The following is a 23,441-nucleotide window of genomic DNA, read 5'->3' on the forward strand; positions in this document are numbered from 1 at the left end:
GTGAATATGTCACATTTGCTGAACAAACAAGGAATTGCAGATGCACTAGCTGAACTACTCAAGCATACATCTTTACCTTCGGATCAGTTAGCGGGTAATATTAATCGTTTATTTGAAGCGTTTAAATGGGAGGGTGTGCCTTATGTAGAAGTGGACAAAACTGCCTATATAGTCACAATCTATGAGCGGGGAATGCCCATGTTGAAGAAGCGATTGAAGCAAACAGACGAAGTTATATACTGGCTACTGGAAGATATTATTTTTACGATTGCGCATGTTGAACTTATGAAACGGCATGGAGTTGACAATGTACATACACATTTGAAGTATACGGAGGCTGTCTATGCAGAACTGAACTCGGATGTTAAGGCAGCTTTCCAACAGATTGGCGGAGTTTATCTACATTGGCACGAAAGTGGCAAGAGGCGGGAGCTTGAACAGAGTTAAAGAGAATAACTCTTTAGCTACGAGTGTAAAATATAGACGAACGCTGTTTTCAAAGCATCTATGCAAGAAAAATTCTCTTGAGAATATTGCTGGTCAGTAACAATAGATTCGCAAAGCATGTAAGGTAGAAGTTACTTGGTCTTGCATTGGCTCAAAGGTTCCGCTATACTGGCTATAATCTAATACATGAACTACGATGATAGAGCGCAGTAGCGGCTTTGTCCCTGTTACAGAAAGTCAGGGGTTGATGGAACCTGATACATACAAGGGCTGCGAATTACACTCTGGAGTATCTTGGGTAATGCCAAGCGGGATGGCGAACGATATTTCGCCAAAAGCGGTACAGACAGGTTTGGTTTCAATGTCTGTGCAAGTTGGGTGGTACCACGGTTAAGAATCGTCCCTATGTCAACAGATGACAAGGAGGCGATTTTTTTGTGTCCAAAAAAGCTGCCCAGATGTGTTTCTTGCTGACTCACGTATCTCATGAGCTGAGGATTATGAAACTGGAGAAGGAGTTGTATATTCGTGAATATTATTGATGAATTAGAATGGCGCGAAGCCATTAATCAACAGACGGATGAGGAAGGACTGCGTGAGCTAATTGGGTCGAAGTCGGTCTCCTTGTACTGTGGTGTCGATCCTACAGGAGACAGTATGCACATCGGGCATTTGATTCCTTTTATGATGCTCAAGCGTTTCCAGCAGGCAGGACATCGTCCAGTCATTTTGATTGGCGGGGCGACAGGTACGATTGGTGATCCAAGCGGACGTCAGTCTGAGCGTTCTTTGCAGACATTGGAGCAAGTTCAAGACAATGTGAATGCATTGACAGCTCAGTTGAAAAAGCTTTTTGTGACCGAAGGCGACAATCAGGTACGCATGGTAAATAACTATGACTGGACACACCAGATCAATGTCATTGAATTTTTACGTGACTACGGCAAAAACTTTAACCTGAATACGATGCTTGCTAAAGACGTCGTGGCGAGCAGACTTGAAGACGGAATTTCATTCACTGAATTCTCCTACCAGATTCTCCAATCACTCGATTACCTGCACCTGTACAAGAATGAAGACGTACAATTGCAGATCGGCGGCTCTGATCAATGGGGTAACATCACGAGTGGTCTTGATCTCATTCGTAAAAAAGAAGGCTCTGAGGCAAAAGCGTACGGTCTGACGATTCCGCTTATGCTCAAAGCAGACGGCACTAAATTCGGTAAATCAGCAGGTGGTTCAATCTGGCTGGATCCGAACAAAACAACACCATTTGAGTTCTATCAGTTCTGGGCGAACACGGATGATCGTGATGTCGTGAAATACTTGAAATACTTCACGTTCTTGAGTAAAGAGGAGATCGATGCCTTGGCACAAAAGGTGGAGACAGAGCCGCATAAACGTGAAGCACAAAAGGCACTCGCTGAAGAAATGACGAGATTCGTGCATGGTGAGGACATGCTGGAGCAAGCTAAACGGATTACAGCAGCCTTGTTCAGTGGAGATATTCGCTCCTTGACGGCAGATGAGATTGAGCAGGGCTTCAAAGAAATGCCTACCTTTGAAACGGAAGGCGAAGCCAAAAATATCGTTGACTGGTTGGTGGATCTTGGTTTAGAGCCATCTAAACGTCAAGCGCGCGAGGATATTACCAAAGGAGCCATCTCCATGAACGGTGAGAAAGTAACAGAGCTGGAATTTACCGTTTCTGCAGAGCATGCCATCGGTGGAAAGTTCATCATTATCCGTAAAGGGAAGAAGAACTACAGCCTGGTGAAATTGAAGTAAAAAGCGAAAGCAATACAAAACCGCCCCCCTTTTGATTAGATCAAAGGAGGGCGGTTTTACTAGTGCTTCAAGCTCAATTAGTGTTGATTTACAATCGCTGTAATCTCTTCATCAAGATCCAGTCGTACATCCTCACGATAAGCTCGAATATTATATTCACTGTTGAGATAACGCAGAATCGCTTCAATCATGTTGGATTCAACCAAAAATTGACTTCGGCCTTGAATCCAGACTTCAGCGGAGTATCCTGTGTCTTCCTCCCAGCTCAATTCAACGTTAACATCAGTTGGTCGTACACCTTTACGTTCTGCCATGTGAAGGCAGATCGCATTCACGATTTCATCCATGCTCAGAACCATAGGAATTAGTACCGTCCGTTTCTGTTGCGGTCATCATCACGATCATCACGGCGGTTATAACGTCCGTCTGCCGCTGGTTTACGGTTGGTGAGCTTTCTGAAGAGTGTCATCGCAAGCATAACAATCAACATGATAGCAGCTACGTTTACGAGCAATCCAAGGATGTTACCCAGAGCTCCCATGCCGCCGAACAATCCACCGAACATCATTCCAGCCAAACCACCAAGCATCATACCTTTCATGAACCCGCCGCCACCGCCGAAGAATCCGCCACGGTTTGTTGCAGCTGCGCCTGTACCTGAGTTATTGCTGTTCGATTGACTTACATTGTTATTGGAATCCGATTTCTTAGGAGTATTGCTATAACTTTTCGTACCTGATTTGAAACCGCCGCCACGTCTTGCATCGGCTGAATCTGGGTTAACCACACCAACTGTTGCGAACAGTAATGTAAATGCCATGAATACCATCATAAGATGTTTAATACCGAATTTTTTCTTCATTGTAAAGATCGTAACCCCCCGATTAATGTTGTTGGATTTCTCCATAAAATACAGCCTTGCTTAAGTAATACGGTTAACTCGCGGAAACGTTTCAAATTTTGTTTAATTTTCCGAAATGACTGGAATTGGATCCTGAATCGCCGCTTGACCATCTAGTAACTGGGTGACCCAATTACACCATTCGAGGCCGGTTTGAGCGTTCATTAAGCCCTTCTGCACGAGAATATAGCTCCCGAACTCTCGACTTCCCACACGTAAATTATCCTGAGGGATTCGAGATTTCAAATCTTCAAAATATCGTATTCGCTCGTTAAACCAGTTTTTACGCTCATTGAGGATGCGTCTCATGCTTCCGTCCTCTGCAATACCAACACACAATATCCGAAGATTGAATTCATCGCGTGTAACGGGCGCAGTAACGGGAGTGATCATCCATCCAAGCAGTTTTTCAATGCCTTTGTCCGTGACTGCGTACATTTTCTTGTCCGGTTTGTCAGACTGTTGCACCCAGCGGGAAGATAATAACTCATCGTTTTCCATCTTGGACAGGAGGGGATAAATCTGACTATGCTTAGCCTGCCAGTGTGGCTGAATCTTCAGCATCAGATCATAACCTGACGACTCCTCGCGGGTAAGCAGCCCGAGCAATCCGTAGGAAAGTATGTTCATGCACATGTCTCCTTAATATTAGGGCTGAGCCAGAGAAAACAATACAATTGTAATCTTTGACCGCTTTCATAAAAGTGTACACTGAAACTGTATGGTTTGACAACCTGACAGCTAAACTGCCTTAATTTAGACAAAAAAAGAGTGCGAACCTTGAAGGTTCGCACCCAAAACCATATAAGAGAGATGTCTACTCGCTATACCCCTCAGCGACAAGGTCAAGCTTACCGGTGTAAGAATCGATAACCATGCCGTGGACGGGTACACTAGGTGGGAGCAATGGATGTTTCTTGATCACTTCCACAGTATGTTTTACCCCTTCCTCAACACTGTCAAACCCACGCAACCACTTGTTCAGACGGATGCCAGAGTTTTCAAGTGTAGACATGACTTCTTTAGATACGCCGCGCTCTACCATATGACCAATCATCGTCTCAGCATGAAGGGAAGCCATACCACATTCCGTATGTCCCACAACGACAACTTCATCGGCTCCAAGCTCATAAATAGCGACGAGTACACTACGCATAACACTACCAAAAGGCTGGGAGATGATCGCGCCTGCATTTTTGATAATTTTCACATCGCCATTTTTCAAATTCATGGCCTTAGGCAGCATTTCAACCAACCGGGTATCCATACAGGTGATGATTACCATTTTTTTGGTTGGGAATTTGCCAGCCGTATACTTTTCGTATTCTTTTGTCTCGACAAATGTTTTGTTGTATTCCAGTATCTCTTGAATGTTGTTCATATCCATTGCCTCCTGTGATTAAATACGATGAGCACGGCCACTAATATTTCGTGTAGCTTGTCCTAGCCTAAGCCGTTTTGCTTCAATCATTACCGTCAGCATCTATCATTATGGCTTCATTTTAGAAGCATAATTCAATTTGCCTCTGTTAAAAGTTGATTATAGCCATTTCAAAAAGTATCATCAATAGGGAAAACTATTAAATTTCGAGAGGTGAGCGTAACAATGGATCAACAAACACTAGAACATCTGGAATCTTTTCGTCTTTTAGTTCGCAAAATCAAAAGTTATCATGAAGCCATTGGATTGCTTCACTGGGATTTACGCACAGGTGCGCCAAAGAAAGGTGTTCCGACACGATCCGAAACCCTTGGTATGTTGTCTACCGAAGCTTTCAAGCTGCAAACTTCTGCTGAAATGAAATCATACCTAGATACATTGACCCAGGCTGACGTATTACAACAGCTTGAGGATCTTGATCGCCGCCAGGTGGAGGATTGCAAGAAGGAATACGATCGTAGTCAGTCCGTTCCTCCTGAAAAAGTTCAGGCCTACACTGTGCTGACGGCTAAATCAGAAACAGCATGGGAAGACGCCAAACATAACAGCGATTTTGCTGGATTTTCTCCATATCTTACTGACATTGTTAAACTCAAACAGGAGTTTATTGATTACTGGGGTGTCAAGGATACACGTTATGATACGTTGCTGGATATGTACGAGCCTGATCTTACAGTAGAGAAGGTCGATGCGGTGTTCGCTCGTCTTAAAGACCGCTTAGTTCCTTTACAGGAGAAGATCAATGCATCGAATCACAAACCTGACACTGCTTTCCTGAACCAGTTGTTTGATACAGAACAACAAGAGAAGTTCAGTCTATTTATTTTGGAACAGATGGGATATGACTTTGAAGCGGGTCGCTTGGACGAGAGTGTTCATCCATTTGCTACAGGTCTTAACCCAGGTGATGTACGGATCACTACGAACTATTTGCAGGATGATGTGGCGAGTGCTGTCTTCAGTTCATTGCATGAAGGTGGACATGCCTTGTATGAACAAAATATTGATGACAGCCTGGCGGGCACACTACTTGCAGAAGGAACGTCGATGGGGATTCACGAATCTCAGTCACGCCTTTGGGAGAATATGATTGGCCGCAGCCGTCCGTTCTGGTCGCGCTATTACAAGGATCTGCAGCAACATTTCCCGCAGCTTAGCGAAGTTGAGCTGGAGGATTTCTATCGCGCGATTAACCGTGTAGAGAGCTCGTTAATTCGGATTGACGCAGATGAGCTGACTTATAACCTGCATATCATTATCCGGTATGAAATTGAGAAAATGCTGTTCAATGAAGGGATTGAAGTGAAGGATCTACCGGAAACGTGGAATGAAAAGTACAAGGAGTATCTTGGTATTGCACCGCCGAATGATGGTGAAGGCGTGCTTCAGGATGTTCACTGGTCCGGTGGAGATTTCGGTTATTTTGCATCGTATTCTCTCGGCAACATGTATGCGGCACAGATTCTACATACGTTGCGCAAAGAGATGCCCGAATTCGATGCCCATATCGCTGAAGGCAATCTCATTCCAATCAAGGAATGGTTGACGGACAAAATTTATCGTTATGGCAGAACACGTACACCTTCTGAATTGATCATGGCAGTAACAGGAGAAGAATTGAATCCAGATTATTTGGCTGATTATTTGGAAGAGAAGTACGCTGAAATATATAAGCTGTAATTCAAAGGCAACAACCATATTTAATCTGCAAGAGCGGGGCGAACGAGCCTCGCTCTTCTTTTGTGTGCAACTTCTTAACCTTTTGCTGGGCTTCCGCATATTGTTAGTAGAGAAACAATGGAAGCCCGAAAAGGAGGGGAATATGATGAAATACACGCCCTGGTTCATCCGAGCGATCGTTATTTTGCTCATTGTCATCGTTGCACTCACCAGTTGTAACCAAGAAAAAAATGAGTCCAAAATAACAATAGGTGAGGTTACGCGCTCAGTCTTCTATGCACCAGAATATGTTGCTGTGGCTCAAGGTTTTTTTGAAGAGCAAGGGCTTGAGGTGGATATTCAAACGACAGCTGGCGGTGATAAAACGATGGCGGCATTGCTTGCTGGCTCTGTTGACATCGCCTTGGTGGGAGCAGAAACGTCCATCTATGTGTATCAGCAGGGAGCTGAGGATCGAGTCATTAACTTTGCACAGCTTACCCAGACCGACGGAACGTTTCTCTTTGCTCGGAATACAGAGGATACCTTTGATTGGGATCAATTAAGACAGAGCACATTCTTGGGACAAAGAAAAGGCGGTATGCCGCAAATGGCAGGAGAGTTTGCATTAAGCAAACATGGAATCAATGCACATCAGGATCTCGAACTGATACAAAATGTGGATTTTGCTAATATCGCGTCTGCCTTTGCATCGGGTACGGGAGATTATGTGCAGCTGTTTGAACCACAGGCATCTATCTTTGAACAAGAGGGACGCGGAAAAGTCGTAGCATCATTCGGAACGGAGAGTGGGAAGCTGCCCTACACCGTGTTCATGACCAAACAAAGCTTTATTAATGATAATCAAGAAGTGGTCCAGAAGTTTACCAATGGGTTGCACAAAGCACAGCTGTGGGTTGATTCTCATACCGCAGAAGAGATTGCCGAGGTCATTCTTCCATTCTTCAAAGATATTGATCCAGCGATCCTGATCAGCAGTGTGAATCGGTACAAGGAACAAGGTACGTATGCGACTGATCCGATTATTGATGAGGATGAGTGGAACAATCTACTGGATGTGATGAGTGCGGCAGGCGAACTGAAGGAACGTGTGGATGCAGAAGTGATTGTGGATAATGCGTTTGCAGAACATGCTGCGTCGAAGTAAGAAGGTGTTCAGGAAAGGAAGTGATCGTTAATGCCTGAATCCGAAACGGTAATCCGATTGGAAGGGATCTCGCAGGTGTATGTTAGTGAACGTGAAGCTTCCTTGGTGATTGAGAATCTAAGCCTTCATGTGAATCAAGGAGAATTTGTCAGCTTAGTCGGCCCAAGTGGATGTGGCAAAACGACCTTATTGTCGATCATCGCGGGGCTGCTTACGCCGACAGCAGGCGAGGTTAGTGTCAAAGGAAGACTGGTTGAAGGCCCGTCTTCTCAAGTAGGCTATATGTTACAACAGGACTATCTGTTCCCCTGGAGAACTATTTTGGACAATGCACTGATTGGACTTGAGCTTACAGGCAGACTCGACGACCGAAGTCGAATTCGAACGCGTGAACTGCTGGCAGACATGGGGCTTGCGGGAACGGAGAATCAGTACCCTTCCGAATTGTCTGGTGGCATGCGGCAGAGAGTTGCTCTTATACGCACACTTGCGACTGACCCAGGATTATTGCTGTTGGATGAACCGTTCTCTGCGCTGGATTACCAGACTAAGCTGCAGTTGGAAGATCTGGTTTCTGATATTTTGAAGGACTCAGGGAAGACGGCAGTGCTTGTAACCCATGATCTATCCGAAGCTATTGCTGTAAGTGATCGAATTATAGTGCTTGATCGCAATCCGGGTCGCATACGTAAGGAATTTGTTGTTCCAGCATCGATACGGGAGGCTCAGCCTTTTTTTGCTCGGGAGCAGGAAGGATTCAACGAACTTTTTCAAGCTTTATGGAGTGAGCTTGAACAGTCCGGAGGAGGTGAGAATATCGAGTGAATCAGGCAAAACGAAAGCAGGAAAACCGTGAGGTCTGGATGAAAGAGTTATATCAAAACCACATCCAGCAGGTAGCGAGATGGCGTCGTCAGGTGCTTGCGGTACAGTTATCCCTGCTGGTAGGTATGTTTCTCTTATGGGAACTTGCTGGAAGGATGCGTTGGATTGATGTATTGCTGTTTAGTTATCCGAGTAAAATATTCAGTCAAATCGGCAAGGATGTTGCGAGTGGGGAAATTTGGGTGCATGTTGGGGTTACTGTAGGAGAGACAGCAGTCGGTTTTTTGCTGGGGACACTCGTGGGAACATTACTTGCTGTCCTGATCTGGTGGTCTCCTTTTCTCTGCAAGGTGCTTGATCCGTATATGGTTGTGTTCAACAGTATGCCGAAGGTAGCGCTGGGGCCGATTTTTATTGTGATGTTTGGTGCTGGCTTTACAGCCATCGTAATGACGACGTTATCTATTACAGTCATTATTACGACGCTTGTAGTGTACAACAGCTTTAATGAGGTGGATCGCAATTATATTAAAGTGATTCGCACATTTGGTGGGGATCGCACTGAAATTTTCACCAAAGTTGTTCTGCCTGCGTCGTTTCCTGCCATCGTGTCTACGCTTAAAGTGAATGTTGGCATGGCATGGGTTGGTGTAATCGTAGGTGAATTTTTGGTTGCAAAACAGGGTCTAGGTTATCTTATTATCTATGGATTCCAAGTGTTTAATTTCACGTTAGTACTCTCCAGCTTATTAATTATTGCTGTTGTCGCCACTGGGATGTACCAACTGGTGGTATACGTTGAACGTAAATTAATTGCAGGCCGTAGATCATTATAGTGCCGTTGAAAAAGATTTTTTGGACTTTGAAATGATATGTATAGAATTTCACAAGAGGTGTCACGTTGCCCGAACAGACAAAATCAAGTACCATACAATTACGATATTCCGCGCAGTCCGGAATACAGATGACGATTGAAATAGAGAGCCTGATGGTTCCGTCGCATGGATTAGCCAGCGTCCTCTTGGGGCGCATTGTTATAACCGGCATGCCTGTGCATGTCGGTTGATGTCGTTTGTCATTTCAATCATAACCGTATCATGCATCATTCCTTGTTTTTATTTTGGGGGATCAATGGATTGTTGCAAGTTGTGTAATACTAGCATTATCGTTTGTAGCGTTATGCATGCCATCGGTGGGATCTGTTGTATCAGAGGATTGAACGCGTACCAGCGGACAAGCGTGCAAAGCGTTGAATTCCGGAGGGAGACGAGCTGGCTATGAATTTTTTTCAGCTTAGAGGAGATGGAAAGTTAAATGGGCTTTAGGGTAATAAAAACCGCAATCGCAGCACTAATGGCTGTACTGATTGCGGACTGGTGCGGACTACCTGGTCCGACATCGGCAGGATTGCTTGCCATCCTAGGTGTGGATGTAACCAGAAAAAAAAGTATCCGCACAATATCATCGCGTTTCTTCGCGTCAGTCGTGGGACTCCTGTTCGCCAGCGTGCTTTTTCATTTTCTCGGTTTTCATTATTGGGTGTTGGCGGTATACATATTAATTGCATTTCCGGTCATTGTTCGAGCCGGTTTCAAAGAAGGCATTGTGACAGGGTCTGTCGTAGTGTTCCGTGTATTCAGCGGTGGAGAAATGGATGTACACATTATCTTGGTGCAAGTCGCGTTGCTATTAATTGGTCTGGGTTCTGCCATGATTGTTAATCTGGCTTATATGCCTGCTGCAGACCCGCAGATGTTACGTATTCGTAAAAGAATCGATGAACTGTTCTCAGTCATTTTCAAAGAATTTGCAGCTACACTTCGTAATCCGAATGAAGTATGGGCAGGTAAAGAGCTTATTGAAGCAGATAAAGCCGTTCTCGGTGGTATTGAAGCAGCGAAGCGCTCACTCGAAAATCAAGTGATCCATCCTAATGAGGAATGGAGCGTATACTTCTATATGCGGAAAACGCAGCTGGATTCGATCCAGCATATGATGCATCTAGTATCTCAGATATATCAGAAGATGCCTCATGCCGAGATGGTCTCAGAGCTGTTCGATCAGCTCAGTCAGGATGTGCTGACAGAGTCATACACTGGACGAACCGAAAAACTTCTTGCAGATGTGCAAGAAGAATTCAGACGTATGGAGCTGCCAGATACAAGGGAAGAATTCGAGATTCGTTCTGCAATTCTCCAGCTATGCCGCGAACTCGCGCTGTATCTTAAGATCGCGAAGAAGGACAAAGCGCCGTCACCGATTTCGGATCGTTCTCAATCTACAAATGAATAATAGAAAATAGTTGTCACCCTAGACGGATGCCCTGCATACACTTGTAGTGAATGATTGTATGGAGGAGGTTTAAAGATGTCATTGAGTCATAAACATCAATGTAGAGAGATCATCACGAAGGCGATCTGCGGCAAAGGTCGTAAGTTCTCTACCGTAACACATACCGTGACTCCGCCAAATGGTCCGACCAGTATTTTGGGGGCTTGGATTATCAACCACCAATATGAAGCCGTATCAGCGGGAGATGGGATTGAAGTTATTGGTACTTACGATATCAACATTTGGTATTCCTATGACAAAAACTCGCAGACGGATGTAGCCAAAGAAACGGTGTCGTATGTAGAACATGTGCCTCTGTCTTACCTGGATCCAAAGCACCGGGCTTCCACGGTAGAGGTATCTGCGGAATCAACGCAGGAACCAAGTTGTGTGGAAGCCACAGTATCAGCAGGTGGAGGCAGCGTAATTATCCGGGTGGAACGGGAATTCGCTGTTGAGCTAATCGCTGAAACTAAGGTTTGTGTGAAAGTGTGCACGGATGGTTGTGGAGATTATGAGGATAAGGACTACGACTACGGCAGCAGCGATGGAGATTATGATGATCTCGATCCCGATCTGCTGGACGATGAGCTGTAAGTTCATCGTACCTGTTGTTCAACTTTAAGAGGTAGTTCAAAAAGTCCGCTTTTGATTACGAAGGATGCCTGGCGGCATCTCAGCTTCGAATATGGGATTCAGCCGAAATAAGTGGGATGCTTACGAAGTTTGTTTCCTTCGGAAACAATGTAGTTGGTCACGTAGCCTGATCTACGCTCCGCTACTCCATTTCTAGCTTCACCCCATCTTCTCGGTACTGAAAACCGATCTTTTTGAACATTCGCTTTAAGGTATCATATGCGCCGGAAGCGGCAACGAAGAGGGCGTAAGCCCTCTTTTTTTTATTTAATTATGGATGGCAGAATGAGTCTGGCAATGTGAAGTAAACGTTGAATGAAAGTGTACTATTCGGCGCGATTGAAATTTTTGTGAAACCAATTGAAGGGAGGGGACAGGGTGAATGTAATGGAGGAAGCGGAGGAGGCTGTAAGGCGATACCAAGGGATGCTCTCCGGTGAACGAATTAGGCGGCTGGAACAAGTAGGCGTTGAAGTGGCTTCGTCACAGGAAAAACTTAGGCTTAAGTCTGGACTGCGCGTTCGTTATGAGGTGGAGGTATGTTGTCTTCAGGCTATTAAAATCAAACGAAGAGATACAAGTGGTATGAACAGTACGCAGGAAAGTGTGCTAGATCGTGATGCAGCATCAACGCTGTTCAAACGGATCGAAAGATTAGCAGTTAAAACATTGTATACGCTTGGATTAGATCATGGCTCTGTAAGGCTCGAGGCCTCAGGTAAGACTGGTTGTGCGGTAATCTCGATTGATCCCCGTCCATGGAAAGGAATGACGGATCTGACAACGCTGTACCGTGCAGGTTGGAACCAGCTTCAGACAGCGCTGGATGAAGAACGTCGTCATCAGGTCGTTCCGGTGCTCGGGATGGATCCGGAATTCCTGCTTGTACAGATGCCAGAATCCAAAATCGTTCCTGCCTCCCGATTTCTAGAGCGCTCAGGGCTTGCTGGGTGTGATTCGGTGACAATCGGTGGTCGACGGATCTATCCTGTCGCGGAGCTGCGTCCATCTCCAAGCGCAGAGCCACGTGAACTGCTCACCCATTTACTTCGAGCCTTTAATCTAGCCTCGCGCAGCATAACGGATCACTCGTTGATATGGCAGGCAGGTGGGATGCCACAGCGAGGTCTGCCACTTGGCGGGCATATCCACTTCAGCGGGGTTACGCTAAGCGGGCAGTTGTTACGCGCTTTGGATAATTACTTAGCGCTGCCACTTGCTTTTTTACAGGATCCTCGGGGAGATGGGCGGCGACCACGCTACGGAGTTCTTGGGGATTTTCGCGTAAAGTCCTATGGTGGATTCGAGTACCGCACACTTCCAAGCTTCTTGGTGTCTCCATTAGTTGCCAAAGGGGTCGTTGCGCTAGCCCGTCTCATCGCAGGTAACTTTTTGAATCTACGTCAGCGCCCCTTGGCACAAGCTCATGTTCACACGGCTTTTTACGAGGGAGACCGGGATGTGATGCAGAGGTATATTCCTTCGCTTCTGGATGACCTGACAAGGCTATCCGGATACGAAAAGGTAGACCAATACGCAGCGCCTCTCATTCGTCAGTTGAGAGAAGGCAACACATGGGATGAGAGTCGTGATATACGCAAACTTTGGAATATTCGAGCAAGTCATGAAGAATGAATACTTTTTTGTTATAATAAGATTCGATCAGGTTTGGATATAGCTACGGAAGATAGGCAGGCAAGAAACCTGCAGGGAAATGGCGCAAGCCATAACACGAGGCGGAGGCATGATTAGATGCTTTACCGCCTTATTGTTCCTTATAGAGGTCGTTCAAAAATGCACCAAAAGAACACGTTGTAAGGATCGATGCCACCCTGACAGTAAAAGCAAACGGATGGAGGATATTCATGGCTCAGTATACGCCAATGATTCAACAATACTTGCAAGTTAAAGCTGAAGCACAGGATGCTTTTCTTTTTTTTAGATTAGGTGATTTCTATGAAATGTTCTTCGATGATGCAATCAATGCAGCTCGTGAGCTTGAAATAACATTAACCGCTCGTAATGGCGGTACAGAAGATAAAATTCCGATGTGCGGTGTGCCTTATCATTCGGCTGACAATTACATACAGCGTTTGATTGAAAAAGGATATAAAGTAGCGATCTGTGAACAAATGGAAGATCCAACCGTAACAAAAGGAATGGTTCGCCGTGAGATTGTGCGTGTCATTACTCCTGGTACAGTTATGGAAGGTAAAACCCTCGGGGACAAATCGAATAACTATATGGTGTGTTTAACGGGAAATGCCAATACACTGGCTTTGGCGGCGTGTGACTTGTCCACAGGAGAGTTGTATGTCACATCTGTTCCGTACTCTGCAGAGTGGCTTAAGGACGAGATCGGTATCTATGAACCATCGGAATTTGTGGGGGATGCTGCCTTGCTCGATGTCGTTGCAGCCCAATCGTCACCGATAGGTCGACCGGTGGTATATACGCCATGGGTGAAGAGCAAGGGAGATCTGGTGCGTCAGCAATTCGGTGAAGCGGTATGGGCTCGGCTGGAGCCAGAGCGTCAAGAATGTATTGCACGCCTCTTCTCTTATCTAAGTGAAACGCAGAAGCGTTCTCTTGGTCAGCTTACTCAAATCTCGACGTATGAGCCAGAACATTACATGATACTCGATCCGTTCACTAGACGTAATCTGGAGCTGGTTGAAACGGTACGAGAACGATCCAAAAAAGGTTCATTGCTGTGGCTGTTAGATCGAACGGAAACGTCAATGGGTGCACGTATGTTACGTAGATGGGTTGATAAGCCGTTGCTGCAAAAAGGCAAAATTAATGAGCGGCTCGAAGCGGTTGATACGCTATATAATCAATTTATTTTACGTGAAGACCTTCGTGCGGAGCTTAAGGATATCTATGATCTAGAGCGTCTAGTGGGGCGAATTGCATTTGGCAATGCCAACGGACGAGATCTGAATGCACTGAAGCAATCGCTGTACAAAGTACCGCGCTTGCGCCAGCACTGTGCAGATTCACCGTCTGTTACCCTTCAACAAATTGCACAGGTGATGGACGATTGTGAGGATCTGCGTGATATCATCGGGCAAGCAATTGAGGATGAGCCACCCGTATCCGTACGAGACGGTGGATTAATTAGAGCAGGTTATCATGAACGGCTGGACGAGCTACGAGAAGCATCTGTGAATGGTAAGCAATGGATTGCGGAATTGGAAGCAAGAGAGCGTGAGGCTACCGGCATTCGTTCTCTTAAGATCGGATATAACAAGGTATTTGGCTATTATATTGAAATTACCAAATCGAATCTGGCTGCTCTTCCAGAAGGACGTTATGAGCGGAAGCAGACCCTTGCTAATGCGGAGCGTTATATCACACCAGAATTGAAAGAGAAAGAAACCTTAATCCTCGAAGCACAGGATAAGATGGTTGATATTGAGTATGCTTTATTTACAGAACTTCGGGACAAGCTGAATTTAGAAATTGCCAGATTGCAGAAGCTAGCTGAACAGGTCGCAGAGATTGATGTGTATCAATCGTTCGCAGCGATCAGTGCTGAACGTAGTTTCGTTAAGCCTACAATCACGGATGGATACAATCTTGTTGTTGAGCAAGGACGACATCCGGTGGTTGAGGCTGTTATGCGCGATGGGGCGTTTATCGCCAACCAAACTGCAATGAAGAAGGATGAGGCTCGGATTCTGTTGATCACCGGCCCCAATATGGCTGGTAAGAGTACGTATATGAGACAGGTAGCACTCATATCAATTCTAGCGCAGATTGGTTGCTTCGTTCCTGCTGGACAGGCAGAAGTACCGATTATGGATCGGATTTTCACTCGAATTGGTGCTGCTGATGATCTGATCGGTGGTCAGAGTACATTCATGGTGGAAATGGCTGATATTCAGGTCATGACCGAAAAAGCCACACCACGGAGTTTGATTATTATTGACGAGTTGGGACGAGGCACATCCACAAGCGAAGGTATGGCCATTGCCCAATCCGTTATTGAATATGTACATGATGTGATTGGATGTAAAGCACTTGTGTCAACGCACTTCCATGAACTTGCTCATCTGGAGGAGAGCTTAGACAAGCTGGCGAACTACTCCATGGCTGTTCAAGAAAGTGGTGACAAAGTCAATTTTCTGCGTAAACTCATTGCTGGTGCGGCAAGCAGCAGTTACGGAATCTATTGTGCACGATTGGCAGGATTGCCGGATAGTATTATCGATAGAGCCAATGGACTGCTTCATGGGTTTGAACATGCTGCCGCTCAGGTGGCCGTAGGGAGTGAGACTGTAGTCAAGCTCAGTGAGCGTGAGGTCTTCTCCAGAGAGGACACAGCACGGATCGATACTTCTTCGATCATCCGTGAGGAAAACGTATCTTTGGAGCCAAACGAACCGATCGAGCAGTCTAATCAACGAGCCGAGCAGGAGATCAGAAAAGGCAACAAGGGGCAATCTAGTCATAAGTCTCCTGAAGTTGTGCAACTGTCTATTTTCGGGGATGAAGAACCGAGTACAACTCAGGTTCCAGTTGTCCAGGAGATGGATCAATCGACGAAAGAATTCATTCACCATATGAAAGATATTGATGTGATGAATATGACGCCACTTCAGGCAATGCAAGTGTTGAATGAACTCAAATTAAAGGCGCAGCAGTTATCCTGAGAATACGGGAGGGGAGAGACCTGTGGCGAAAATACATGTACTAGACGAACATATTGCCAACCAGATAGCAGCAGGTGAGGTTGTTGAGCGCCCTGCATCTGTGGTGAAAGAGTTGCTAGAAAATGCGGTGGATGCCGGAGCTACCAAAATTGAGGTTGCAGTAGAGGAAGGTGGACTTCTCAGCATTCGCGTCAAGGATAATGGGTCAGGCATAGAACCTGATGATCTAGAGACTGCCTTTTACCGTCATGCCACGAGCAAAATTACACATGGGCGTGATCTATTTCAGATTACGAGCCTAGGGTTCCGCGGCGAGGCTTTACCAAGTATAGCGGCAGTTTCTAAAGTTGATGTATTGACAGCCACTGGGGATGACGGTCGAGGACGTCGCATCATCATTGAGGGCGGTAAGCTCACTTCACATGAGGATGCGACATCACCACAAGGCACGGAGTTTATTGTGAAGGAGTTATTCTATAACACACCGGCGCGATTAAAGTATATGAAAACCATTCAGACCGAATTGGGGCATATTTCAGACGTGTTATATCGTATGGCGATGTCTCATCCTCATATCTCATTTACACTGCGGCACAATGCCAACGTATTGCTGCAAACGTTAGGTAATGGGGATCTGCTGCAGGTCGTTGCCGCCATCTATGGAACGAGTGCAGCCAAGGCGATGTTGCCGATTGAAGGAGAGAATCTAGACTATCGCGTGAGTGGATTAATCAGTCTGCCGGAGTGGACACGTGCTAATCGTGGTGGGATGTCAACGATAGTGAATGGTCGCTTTATTCGAAATTATGGTCTCAATCAGGCGATTCTTAAGGCGTACCATACTTTACTACCCATTAATCGTTTCCCACTCGTCGTTATTCAACTTGAGATGCATCCATCACTAGTGGATGTGAACGTGCATCCAGCCAAGCTTGAGGTACGCTTCAGTAAAGAAGCCGAGTTATACGAATTTGTGGAAGCGACGGTGCGTGGTATATTACGGCAGGAAGTTCTTATTCCCCAGGTCAAGAAGCAACAGATCAGACGTGGGGATGATAGCTCATTTATTCAGGAACAGTTCCTTTTCCCAAGAGGGCCGGTTAAGGAATATGGAGATTCTGAAGGGCATAAAGGGCAAGCAACCGCAGGAGATGCACCAGAAAACGAATCGAAGCATGGATCAGGAAAAGGATCGGAGATTATTTCAAAGCATATCTCGGGGTCAACCCTTCCTTCAGAAGAGGATGATCTAGATGCTCCTGCTGATGTTCAACCTGGCGAGGTTGCTGAACTTGTCAACCAGTTGGCACCATTGCCTGAGGCACCACCTGAACATGAAGCTTCATATGATCCATATGCTTCATTAAGTCCGAAACGTACTGTGCTGGAGCAAGAAAGCGAAAAGGACAAACGAGACAATGATTCTAGTTCACAACCGTTACAAAATGATAAATCATCTGTGAATCAACATCGCTCTATAGATTATTCTGTTAGAGAATCACGTTCATCCTACAGTCCGAGTAACGCTGCAAAGGGAGAACGGAGCTGGAAGGGCTCCAGTCTGCCGAATACGGCGAAACTGGCGTCTGCCATTCAATCCAATGCCTCGATGCCTGCATTCCCCGATCTTAGTCTGATTGGGCAGCATCATGGCACGTATCTCATTGCGCAGAACGAAGATGGACTCTATCTGATCGATCAACACGCTGCACATGAACGAGTGAATTACGAGTATTATTATGAGAAATTTGGCAATCCAGCAACAGCTTCACAGGAGTTGTTGTTACCAATAACGCTGGAGTTTACGCCATCGGAGACGGAAAAGCTGAAAACAAGACTAGCCTGGTTTGAACAGGCAGGTGTTTATTTAGAGCATTTTGGCGGACAGACTTTTCGAGTGCGCTCGCATCCGTTTTGGTTTCCTAAAGGGGATGAAAAGGACATCATTGAGGAAATGTCTGAATGGGTACTTAGTGAGCGAAGCATTGATGTGGCTAAAATGAGAGAAGCTGCTTCAATTATGTGTTCGTGTAAGGCTTCCATCAAGGCGAATCAAAAGCTGACCAATCAGGAAGCGGAAGTCTTGATTCAGCGGTTGGGTTCGTGCAGGCAACCGTACACGTGTCCACATGGTAGACCGATTGTGGTTTCATTTTCAACCTATGATCTGGAAAAACTATTCAAACGGGTGATGTAATCATTTAGGAGGCAGTTATGTATATTACAACCGGTGACACGGAGGCCACTTCTCTCGTGGAACGGGCACGTAAGCTTGCACAATCAACAGGCGGAACTTACGTGCCACGCAACAGAACATCGTTGACAAGAATGTTAGAACGGTACGGAGTCAATGAGATTCTTGTTGTACTGAAAGGTAGAGCACGTTTATTTCGCAAGGACGCACCCCAACTGGAGTTTCATCCAAGTATGGGGTTTGTTCGTGCGAAGCGTGTGCTTAGAGGAGAGCCTGACCCTATGCTAGATGCAGGCTTAGTATGTGAAGGAGATACTATTCTAGATTGCACAGCAGGCTTAGGTACGGATGCGATGGTTTTCTCTGTTGCTGCTGGCAAAAGTGGACGTGTGATTGCATGCGAAAGCTCACCAGCCCTTTACGTATTATTAATGGAAGGGATGTCTCATTATGAGAGTAATCAGCCTGCAGTAGATGAAGCATTCAGACGTATTGAGCTCCATCATGCCAATCATCTGGATTTATTGCGCTCGCTGCCTGACCGAAGCTGTGATACGATTTACTTTGATCCGATGTTTCGTGAGCCAATGATGGACTCCAGTGCCATCCAGCCTCTACGAGAGTATGCAAACGCAAATGCTTTAGCGGAAGAGAGTATTGTTGAAGCGAAGCGAGTGGCACGTAAGCGGATCGTTATGAAGGAAAAGCGCGGCAGCGTTGAGTTTACGAGGCTTGGATTTGAGGTACTGGATCGAGCTAATGCAAAAACACTGTACGGAGTGATTAATGTTGAAAGTGGAAGCTAAGCCGAAATTGCTTGTATTGGTTGGTCCAACAGCAGTAGGCAAAACAAGAATGAGCATTGAGCTTGCCAAAGCGTTTCATTGTGAGATTATTTCGGGAGATTCCATGCAGGTATATCGCGAAATGGATATTGGCACGGCTAAAATTACCCAAGATGAGATGGAGGGCATTCCTCACCATCTGATTGATATACATGAACCGGAGTATCCTTACTCCGTGGCAGAGTTTCAAGAGAGCGCTACACGATTAATTGGAGAAATTCAAGAACGTGGTAAACTCCCGTTTATTGTAGGTGGAACCGGACTATACGTCGAATCGGTATGTTATGGATTTCAGTTCTCGGATAGCGGCTCCGACGAAGCGTTTCGCGAAGAGCAATTTCGTTATGCGGAGCAACATGGGCCTCAGGCGCTTCACGATAAACTAAGAGCAGTCGATCCTGTGAGTGCAGATCGTTTGCACATGAATGACCAGCGAAGAATTGTGCGGGCGTTGGAGATCCATCATTTAACGGGTGAGAAATGGTCAGATCAGCTTGCTGCTCAAAAGAAAGAGTCACCATACGATCTAAGCATCATTGGACTCACGATGGATCGTGCGAAGCTGTACAGCCGAGTAGAGGAACGAATCGACCTAATGATCGAGCAGGGCTTAGTCGATGAAGTGAAATCCTTGTTAGATCGTGGTGTTGCCAGAGGGCATATTTCCATGCAAGGGCTTGGCTACAAGGAAATTGCTGCATATCTACAAGGGGAAGTAAGTTGGGAAGCGGCAGTGGAATGGTTGAAAAGGGACACACGTCGATTCGCTAAACGTCAATTGTCCTGGTTCCGTCACATGAAAGATATCGAGTGGGTCGATGTGACAGATACTGAACATTTTGCAGGTAATCTTGAGCAAGTATCTGGATTAATTAGACAGAAATTTAGTTGATCTATAACAGAATACTTAGTATTACAACTTTTGTACCTCTCTCTTTTTAATAAAAAGAGGGAGGTTTTATATTTTTATGATTATGAAGTTGATATAACTACTGGGCATATTTAAACTTACTCATTGATGATCGAAGAAAGCGAGATTATAGTTCGCAGAATCAGCATGCAACCAATTTGAGAGAAGAACAGTGGGATCGAGAAGAAAAGCGTTAACAAACGAAGGATTTGTCCCTCTTTTGCAAATCTGGCAAGCGGTGTATAATGGATAAGTCTTCTAGTTATTAATGTGCTGATGAGAAGGTGCAAAATAGCAGACAAGGGGTTTTTGTGGATTATATGAAACTGTTCATGATATAATAGCACGAAAGCTACTCAGCGATATTGAATATTACTTATCACGAATTCAAATGAACCAATGGGGGTACGGCTAATGAACAAGTCCATCAACATCCAAGATACGTTCTTGAACCAACTGCGGAAAGAAAACATTCCTGCTACGGTCTATCTGACCAACGGCTTCCAAATCCGCGGAACGATCAAGGCATTTGACAATTTTACGATCGTCATTGACAGCGACGGACGCCAGCAAATGGTCTACAAGCACGCCATCTCCACGTTCACGCCGCAACGCAGCGTATCGCTGATGCAGCAAGACAACAACGGCGAAGCTTAAAAAATTACGAAACCTTTTTATCAACCATTTCGTCTACATGTATAGGAATTGAAGCAGAGCAACCTGAATAAGGGTTGTTCTTTTCATTCCGGGCAAAATAAGTTTAATATAAGCTTAGCCAACAGACGAATAGAAATTACGCAACCGAAAGGGAGTCAGGAGGTAACATGCCAAACGATCCGTTGTCGAGGTCTAATAATCGCAATAGCAATAATAAGTCAACCAAAAAAGCGAAACCAAAGACCTCTAAAAAGAAAAAAATTACGGGTAAACGCGTTGGATGGACACTGTTTTTCACAATGGCAATCGCCATTTTCTGTGCACTAGGTGGGTATTTGTTCATTATGGTGAGTGGGCAGAAATTGCTCGACGCCAATATGGACAAAACTACGATTAATGAAACGTCCAAGGTGTATGACCGCAATGGTCAACTAATGGGCGAATTGTCCATTAAGAAATTAGAACCGGTGGATAGTGATGCTATTCCGAAATTATTGAAAGAAGCCTTTGTTGCTACAGAAGATAAACGTTTTTATGAACATCAGGGTGTAGATATCTGGTCGATCGGACGTGCCGCGGTAAAAGATGTTATGGCTCGTTCAATGGTTGAGGGCGGAAGTACGCTGACCCAACAATTGGCCAAAAACATGTTTTTGTCTCGTGACAAAACATTTTTCCGGAAAGCAACGGAAGTATCCATTGCTATGGCGCTAGAACGCAAATATACAAAAGACGAAATTTTGACGATGTATCTGAACCGAATTTTCTTCGGTCATCAACGTTATGGAATTCAAGCAGCATCCGAATTTTATTTTGGTGTGAAGAAGCTGGATGAACTAGAATTGTGGCAAATTGCAACGCTGGCTGCGATGCCTAAAGGGCCTTCAGCGTACAATCCACTGAGTAACCCTAACGATTCCAAAGCGCGTCGTGCTGTTGTTCTGCAGCTCATGTATGAGCAAGGTTACATCAGTAAAGCTGAGATGGACAAAGCGAAGGCAGTTGATTACGACTATACGCCACCAGAGAAAGAGAAGAAGTATCAGCCATTCATCGACTACGTTCTTCGTGAAGCAGAGCGAGTAACTGGCAAAACAGAAGATGATCTCAATATTGGTGGATACAAAATTTACACAACGATGGACGCTCAGGCTCAAACCGCAATGGAAAAAGCCTTTGCAGATGATAGCTTATTTGAAGAAAGTAAGGACGATCAGAAGGTTCAAGGCTCAATGGTTATTATGAACCATGAAAATGGTAGTCTCGTTGCGCTTCTAGGTGGACGGGATTATCAGACTAAGGGTTATAGCCGGGTAACACAAAGCCGCAGGCAGCCAGGTTCAGCCTTTAAACCGATCGTTTCCTATGCACCAGCGCTAGAGACAGGCGATTATAATGCTAACTCTGCTCTAAGTAATGCGAAGCAATGTTTCGGTAATTACTGTCCGAATAACCTACACGGATATTCTTCGACGATTAGTATGACGGATGCAATTACTAAATCAGAGAACATTCCGGCTGTATGGCTGTTGGACAAAATTGGTGTGAACGCGGGCATAAACTTTGCCAAAAGTGTTGGTATTCAAATGGCAGATGAGGATAAAAACCTTGCGATCGCACTAGGTGGTCTGAGCAAAGGTACGAATACACTGGAGATGGCTCAGGCATATAGTGCCTTTGCAAATCTGGGTGAGTATCAACAGGCTTATTCAATTAAAGAGGTTAAAGACAGCACAGATAAAGCGATCTATAAGCATGATAAATCAGACACAACTCGTGTCATGAGTGAACAGAATGCGTATCAATTGACTCAAATGCTGCAAAATGTAGTTAATGATGGTACTGGACGTTCTGCACGCTTAGATCGACCGGTAGCAGGTAAAACAGGTACTGTTCAAAGTGGAATCGCGGGCAATAGTGCGAACCGTGACGTATGGTTTGTTGGATATACGCCAGAATGGACGGCCGCCGTATGGATGGGTTACGACAACCCTGATGCGACGCACATGCTCAAGAACAGTAGTAAACTTTCAGCTGCTTTCTTCGCTAAAGTTATGAGTGATGCGTTAAAAGGTGTACCGGTTAAGGAGTTCAAGGCGCCAGAAGGCGGACAGACACCTATTCCGGAGCCAGAACCGGAACAACCGCAACTGTCGGTGAGTGGTTTGAGCGGATCCTATGATCCTACATCGCAAATTGTATCACTCAACTGGACAGGAACAGGGGATGCGAATACACAGTATCGGATCTACCGGAAGGAAACATCTGAAGCACAGTTTACACATCTTATTGATTCCATTGGAGCAACCAGTACGCAGGATCTAAGTGCTCTTCCGGGACTAACCTACGAGTACTATGTGACTGCTTATGATTTGGCTACAGGTGTTGAAACTGCACCTACCAATACCATTTCTCTCATGATTGAAGCGCAGGAAGCGATACCAGATGAAACTGAGCCAGATCCGGATCCAGGATTGGATCCAGGCACAGAGCAACCAGGAGTAGACAATCCGGATGATGGATCAAATGGAAACAGCAATCCTGGGGACAACAATGGTAACGGTAATCAGAATGGTAACAACGGAAACAATGGAAATGGTAACAACGGCAATAACGGCAATGGAAATGGAAATGGAAATGGTGGATCGGAGCAAGGCGGCGGTCAACCAGGAGATGGAGGTACTCCTCCGGATCAAGGCACAACTGACCCTGGTAACACTGGTGATGATTCTACAGGTGGGACCGTTACGACGCCAGGTGAAGTAGTGAGTCCTGATCCTGGTAGTGACGGTACAAACCAACAGCCTGATGCGCCAGCTAGTACTCAATCAGGAACTGATGGATAGTTCGTTACGCTGATTCCAATCTTCCATGCATAAGAATCTGCTTCCCGATTAACTCGGGAGGTAGGTTCTTTTTTTTATTTTTCTTTCAAATGAAAGGTAACGATTGAGGTGGGTGAAAGCTTAATTTTGAGTGTA

19 protein-coding genes and 1 other annotated feature are annotated in these 23,441 nt (G+C 45.4%); of the genes, 15 read left to right on the plus strand and 4 right to left on the minus strand.

The window, feature by feature from the left end:
* The first annotated feature begins 6 nt into the window (after nucleotides 1-6).
* Both ASD24_RS00480 and tyrS read left to right on the plus strand, forming a co-directional pair.
* Nucleotides 7-447 carry an Imm63 family immunity protein gene (locus ASD24_RS00480; RefSeq protein ID WP_056689889.1) on the plus strand — a complete coding sequence of 147 codons (441 nt, stop codon included), beginning with the start codon at nucleotides 7-9 and terminating at the stop codon, nucleotides 445-447.
* 187 nt (nucleotides 448-634) lie between these two features.
* Nucleotides 635-855: a binding site (T-box leader), on the plus strand.
* A 120-nt stretch (nucleotides 856-975) separates the two neighbouring features.
* The gene (tyrS, locus tag ASD24_RS00485; RefSeq protein ID WP_056689891.1) at nucleotides 976-2,235 is read left to right on the plus strand and encodes a tyrosine--tRNA ligase; all 1,260 of its coding nucleotides are present in this window, start codon (nucleotides 976-978) and stop codon (nucleotides 2,233-2,235) included.
* 77 nt (nucleotides 2,236-2,312) lie between these two features.
* On the opposite strand, the gene ASD24_RS00490 is transcribed toward tyrS, so the two are convergent.
* From ASD24_RS00490 to ASD24_RS00505, 4 genes are all read right to left on the minus strand, one after another.
* Nucleotides 2,313-2,594 carry a YxcD family protein gene (locus tag ASD24_RS00490; RefSeq protein WP_056689894.1) on the minus strand — a complete coding sequence of 94 codons (282 nt, stop codon included), beginning with the start codon at nucleotides 2,592-2,594 and terminating at the stop codon, nucleotides 2,313-2,315.
* Nucleotides 2,595-2,599: 5 nt separating this feature from the next.
* Nucleotides 2,600-3,097 carry a hypothetical protein gene (locus ASD24_RS00495; RefSeq protein WP_056692415.1) on the minus strand — a complete coding sequence of 166 codons (498 nt, stop codon included), beginning with the start codon at nucleotides 3,095-3,097 and terminating at the stop codon, nucleotides 2,600-2,602.
* Nucleotides 3,098-3,199: 102 nt separating this feature from the next.
* Nucleotides 3,200-3,766: a PadR family transcriptional regulator gene (locus ASD24_RS00500; protein WP_056689898.1), complete on the minus strand. Its 567-nt coding sequence runs from the start codon at nucleotides 3,764-3,766 to the stop codon at nucleotides 3,200-3,202.
* Between the two features lie 187 nt (nucleotides 3,767-3,953).
* Nucleotides 3,954-4,517, minus strand: a complete 564-nt coding sequence (locus ASD24_RS00505; RefSeq protein ID WP_200956115.1) for a beta-class carbonic anhydrase — start codon at nucleotides 4,515-4,517, stop codon at nucleotides 3,954-3,956.
* Between the two features lie 225 nt (nucleotides 4,518-4,742).
* Here ASD24_RS00505 and ASD24_RS00510 point away from each other — a divergent pair, with 225 nt between their 5' ends.
* The 13 genes from ASD24_RS00510 to ASD24_RS00570 all read left to right on the plus strand — a co-directional run bounded on the left by ASD24_RS00510 (nucleotide 4,743) and on the right by ASD24_RS00570 (nucleotide 23,306).
* The gene (locus tag ASD24_RS00510) at nucleotides 4,743-6,257 is read left to right on the plus strand and encodes a carboxypeptidase M32 (protein WP_056689903.1); all 1,515 of its coding nucleotides are present in this window, start codon (nucleotides 4,743-4,745) and stop codon (nucleotides 6,255-6,257) included.
* A gap of 145 nt (nucleotides 6,258-6,402) precedes the next feature.
* Nucleotides 6,403-7,404, plus strand: a complete 1,002-nt coding sequence (locus tag ASD24_RS00515; protein ID WP_056689905.1) for an ABC transporter substrate-binding protein — start codon at nucleotides 6,403-6,405, stop codon at nucleotides 7,402-7,404.
* 30 nt (nucleotides 7,405-7,434) lie between these two features.
* Nucleotides 7,435-8,229: an ABC transporter ATP-binding protein gene (locus ASD24_RS00520; RefSeq protein WP_056689908.1), complete on the plus strand. Its 795-nt coding sequence runs from the start codon at nucleotides 7,435-7,437 to the stop codon at nucleotides 8,227-8,229.
* A 38-nt stretch (nucleotides 8,230-8,267) separates the two neighbouring features.
* Nucleotides 8,268-9,065, plus strand: coding sequence for an ABC transporter permease (locus tag ASD24_RS00525; RefSeq protein ID WP_056692418.1), 798 nt, complete (start codon nucleotides 8,268-8,270; stop codon nucleotides 9,063-9,065).
* A gap of 478 nt (nucleotides 9,066-9,543) precedes the next feature.
* Complete coding sequence (locus ASD24_RS00530) at nucleotides 9,544-10,521, plus strand: aromatic acid exporter family protein (protein ID WP_056689911.1); 978 nt, start codon at nucleotides 9,544-9,546, stop codon at nucleotides 10,519-10,521.
* Nucleotides 10,522-10,596: 75 nt separating this feature from the next.
* The gene (locus ASD24_RS00535; protein WP_056689913.1) at nucleotides 10,597-11,157 is read left to right on the plus strand and encodes an outer spore coat protein CotE; all 561 of its coding nucleotides are present in this window, start codon (nucleotides 10,597-10,599) and stop codon (nucleotides 11,155-11,157) included.
* Between the two features lie 426 nt (nucleotides 11,158-11,583).
* A complete protein-coding gene (locus tag ASD24_RS00540; RefSeq protein ID WP_056692421.1) occupies nucleotides 11,584-12,831 on the plus strand; it encodes a putative amidoligase domain-containing protein in 1,248 nt (415 codons plus the stop codon).
* 230 nt (nucleotides 12,832-13,061) lie between these two features.
* Entirely contained in the window at nucleotides 13,062-15,854 is a 2,793-nt protein-coding gene (gene mutS / locus ASD24_RS00545) for a DNA mismatch repair protein MutS (protein WP_056689916.1), read from the plus strand.
* A gap of 22 nt (nucleotides 15,855-15,876) precedes the next feature.
* Nucleotides 15,877-18,051: a DNA mismatch repair endonuclease MutL gene (gene mutL / locus ASD24_RS00550; protein WP_056689920.1), complete on the plus strand. Its 2,175-nt coding sequence runs from the start codon at nucleotides 15,877-15,879 to the stop codon at nucleotides 18,049-18,051.
* A 17-nt stretch (nucleotides 18,052-18,068) separates the two neighbouring features.
* Nucleotides 18,069-18,854 (plus strand): class I SAM-dependent methyltransferase, encoded by a 786-nt coding sequence (locus tag ASD24_RS00555; RefSeq protein WP_056689923.1) that lies wholly within the window; start codon nucleotides 18,069-18,071, stop codon nucleotides 18,852-18,854.
* Nucleotides 18,835-19,785 carry a tRNA (adenosine(37)-N6)-dimethylallyltransferase MiaA gene (gene miaA, locus ASD24_RS00560; protein ID WP_056689926.1) on the plus strand — a complete coding sequence of 317 codons (951 nt, stop codon included), beginning with the start codon at nucleotides 18,835-18,837 and terminating at the stop codon, nucleotides 19,783-19,785. The genes ASD24_RS00555 and miaA overlap by 20 nt, the downstream gene beginning before the upstream one ends.
* Nucleotides 19,786-20,217: 432 nt before the next feature.
* On the plus strand, nucleotides 20,218-20,460 hold the full coding sequence (hfq, locus tag ASD24_RS00565; protein ID WP_056689929.1) for an RNA chaperone Hfq: 243 nt from the start codon (nucleotides 20,218-20,220) through the stop codon (nucleotides 20,458-20,460).
* A gap of 167 nt (nucleotides 20,461-20,627) precedes the next feature.
* Nucleotides 20,628-23,306: a PBP1A family penicillin-binding protein gene (locus ASD24_RS00570; protein ID WP_056689931.1), complete on the plus strand. Its 2,679-nt coding sequence runs from the start codon at nucleotides 20,628-20,630 to the stop codon at nucleotides 23,304-23,306.
* The last annotated feature ends 135 nt before the right edge of the window (nucleotides 23,307-23,441 follow it).

The sequence above is a fragment of the Paenibacillus sp. Root52 genome, assembly GCF_001426865.1.
Classification (GTDB): Bacteria; Bacillota; Bacilli; order Paenibacillales; family Paenibacillaceae; genus Paenibacillus.

Coding starts and splice junctions, on each gene's coding strand:
- ASD24_RS00480 (WP_056689889.1), top strand. CDS start 7: ATGTCACATTTGCTGAACAAACAAGGAATTGCAGATGCACTAGCTGAA.
- ASD24_RS00490 (WP_056689894.1), bottom strand. CDS start 2,594: ATGGTTCTGAGCATGGATGAAATCGTGAATGCGATCTGCCTTCACATG.
- ASD24_RS00495 (WP_056692415.1), bottom strand. CDS start 3,097: ATGAAGAAAAAATTCGGTATTAAACATCTTATGATGGTATTCATGGCA.
- ASD24_RS00500 (WP_056689898.1), bottom strand. CDS start 3,766: ATGAACATACTTTCCTACGGATTGCTCGGGCTGCTTACCCGCGAGGAG.
- ASD24_RS00505 (WP_200956115.1), bottom strand. CDS start 4,517: ATGAACAACATTCAAGAGATACTGGAATACAACAAAACATTTGTCGAG.
- ASD24_RS00510 (WP_056689903.1), top strand. CDS start 4,743: ATGGATCAACAAACACTAGAACATCTGGAATCTTTTCGTCTTTTAGTT.
- ASD24_RS00515 (WP_056689905.1), top strand. CDS start 6,403: ATGAAATACACGCCCTGGTTCATCCGAGCGATCGTTATTTTGCTCATT.
- ASD24_RS00520 (WP_056689908.1), top strand. CDS start 7,435: ATGCCTGAATCCGAAACGGTAATCCGATTGGAAGGGATCTCGCAGGTG.
- ASD24_RS00525 (WP_056692418.1), top strand. CDS start 8,268: ATGAAAGAGTTATATCAAAACCACATCCAGCAGGTAGCGAGATGGCGT.
- ASD24_RS00530 (WP_056689911.1), top strand. CDS start 9,544: ATGGGCTTTAGGGTAATAAAAACCGCAATCGCAGCACTAATGGCTGTA.
- ASD24_RS00535 (WP_056689913.1), top strand. CDS start 10,597: ATGTCATTGAGTCATAAACATCAATGTAGAGAGATCATCACGAAGGCG.
- ASD24_RS00540 (WP_056692421.1), top strand. CDS start 11,584: ATGGAGGAAGCGGAGGAGGCTGTAAGGCGATACCAAGGGATGCTCTCC.
- mutS (WP_056689916.1), top strand. CDS start 13,062: ATGGCTCAGTATACGCCAATGATTCAACAATACTTGCAAGTTAAAGCT.
- ASD24_RS00555 (WP_056689923.1), top strand. CDS start 18,069: ATGTATATTACAACCGGTGACACGGAGGCCACTTCTCTCGTGGAACGG.
- miaA (WP_056689926.1), top strand. CDS start 18,835: ATGTTGAAAGTGGAAGCTAAGCCGAAATTGCTTGTATTGGTTGGTCCA.
- hfq (WP_056689929.1), top strand. CDS start 20,218: ATGAACAAGTCCATCAACATCCAAGATACGTTCTTGAACCAACTGCGG.
- ASD24_RS00570 (WP_056689931.1), top strand. CDS start 20,628: ATGCCAAACGATCCGTTGTCGAGGTCTAATAATCGCAATAGCAATAAT.